General features: G+C 52.9%; 1 protein-coding gene. It reads right to left on the bottom strand.

Translation table 11 applies throughout. The features are described 5' to 3' along the window. The coding region (locus HFD99_RS24665) for a condensation domain-containing protein (protein ID WP_238797283.1) at positions 1 to 2,218 on the bottom strand (2,218 nt) is incomplete at both ends.

The raw sequence follows: 2,218 nt of genomic DNA, 5'->3' as shown, positions 1-2,218 counted from the left end.
TCCACATTCGGAATGTCTGCCGGACGTCCAGATACCACGCTGCCAAACACGACATCATCGGTGCCATTATATTTTTGCAGCAAAAGGCCCCAAACGGTCTGCATCAACGTATTGATGGTGACCTGATAACGCTTGGCTATTTGCTGAATACCAGCGGTTAGCTCTACGCCCAAATCAAAATCCAGACGCTCCGCCTGATACCCTGTTTTGCCCTGAATTTTTGCCTGTGGCAAACGGGACTGCTCCTCATATCCTTCCAGCACCTTGCTCCAGTAGCTGGATGCGGCCTGACGATCCTGCTGCTCCAGCCATTCGATATATTGACTGTACGGCGTGACAGGGGCCAGTTCCGGTTGTTTATGGGCCAGGATCGCAAAATAACTCGCAAACACTTCATTTGTCACCAGCGACAAGCACCAGCCGTCCATCACGATATGATGGAAGCTCCATACAAAACGGTACGTATCCTCACCTATGTGCAATACAGCAACACGCATCAAAGCGTCTTGTGCCAGATCAAAGCCTCTTTGCTTGTCTTTATGTGTAAATTCGAGGATGTACTCGTTTTGCTGCTCTTCCTCCATATCCCGCAGATCCTCAACATACAGTTCACTGCGCTTATTCCGGTACACGACCTGAAGCGGTTCATCCTTCCAGCCACTGTAGAAGTTCGTACGCAGTACCGTATGCCGCTGCACCAAGACATCCAGACTGGCCGCAAATGCAGCAATATTAAAATGCCCTCGCAGATTAAAGGATGCCTGTTCAAAATACGCTCCCGATTGCGAATCCATCAGATTGTAAAAGAGCATCCCCTTTTGCATTGGCGTCAGTACGTATACATTTTCCAGCTCACCAATATGTGCCGCCTGTTCCGCAATCTGCTCCAGCTCTCCCGTCGTCAGACCTTTGAAGGACACATCACTTGGCGTCAGTTCCGGTTGTTCCTGAGCGGTGCAATGCGCAATGATCTCTTGCAAAGCGGATTGCAGCAGTCTCGCCACACGCTCCAGCGTTTCTTTACGATACTGCTTACGGCTGTAAGCAATTGTCAAACGCAGTGTGCTTTCCGAGATCATCGCGTTTAAATCCAGCGTGTACGGCAAGCGGGAATGGGCATCCTCTGTCTCCCCTGCATGGTAGGACGACAACGTGATTCCACTGTTTTGCAGATCCTGATCCACCTGCCCCAAATAGTTAAAGCTGATTTCCGGTTCTGCAATCGCACACGATTCACCTGATCCGAACGTAGGGGACAAGTAGCGCCAAATGCCATAGGTCAGCCCTTTATGCGGAATCCGGCGCAAGCCTTCCTTCGTTTCTTTAATCCGCTGAGCCAGTGTCATTTCCTTGCCGGTCTCCAGCAGCACTGGATACAAGCTCGTAAACCAGCCTACGGTACGTGTAATATTCACCTCTGGCAGGATCGCTTCCCGGCCATGGCCCTCCAGGTTCACCAGCACCTGGCCTGCACCTGTCCAGTGGTGCACCGCCAGTCCCAGCGCGGTCAGCAGCAAATCATTGACCTCGGTGTTATAGGCGCGATGGGCCTGCTTTAACAGCTGCTGCGTTTCAGCTTCGGTCCACTCTACCGTCAGCACTTCGCTGTCTGCGTTTAAGGAGCCCTCGTAGGCAAAATCCTTAGGCAGCGGCACAGCTTCCGCTTTGGCCTGTTCCAGCTGTTTCCAGTACATGTCCTCTGCTGCCGCCTCTGGACGGTTGGCGTAAGAGGATAACTCCCGTGCCCAAGTTTGGAAGGAATCTGTTTTATACGGCAATCGTACGGGCTCGCCCTGGATCGCCTGCTCGTAGCCTGTCGAGAAATCTTCGAACAGAATCCGCCACGACACTCCGTCCACCACCAAGTGGTGAATGGCGATCAGCAGATGGTCGCCCTCAGTGGTTCGGAACCATCCCAGCTTCACCAACGGTCCTGCGGACAGGTCCATGCTGCTTTGGATTTCCGTTGCCTTCACTTCCAGCGCTTCCGCATAAGCGGACTGTTCACGGTAGTCCACTGTTTCCAGCGTATACAGCGTGCCTTCCTCTACAGCCCGTGTCCAAGCCGTATAACCATTGGAAGTCTGACGGAATACCGTACGCAGCGCATCATGATGCTTCACGAGGTGATCCAACACTTGACGAATCGCCGTCTCGTCAAAGCCCTCGGCGCGATAGAGCATGACCGCTTGATTAAAGTGCTGTGGACGCTCGCGCT

Origin of the sequence: Paenibacillus sp. EKM301P (assembly GCF_011800295.1) — a bacterium.
Taxonomy (GTDB): Bacteria; Bacillota; Bacilli; order Paenibacillales; family Paenibacillaceae; genus Paenibacillus; species Paenibacillus polymyxa.
Note: the sequence above shows the minus strand (reverse complement) of the source record. Positions and strands in the feature narration are given on the sequence as shown.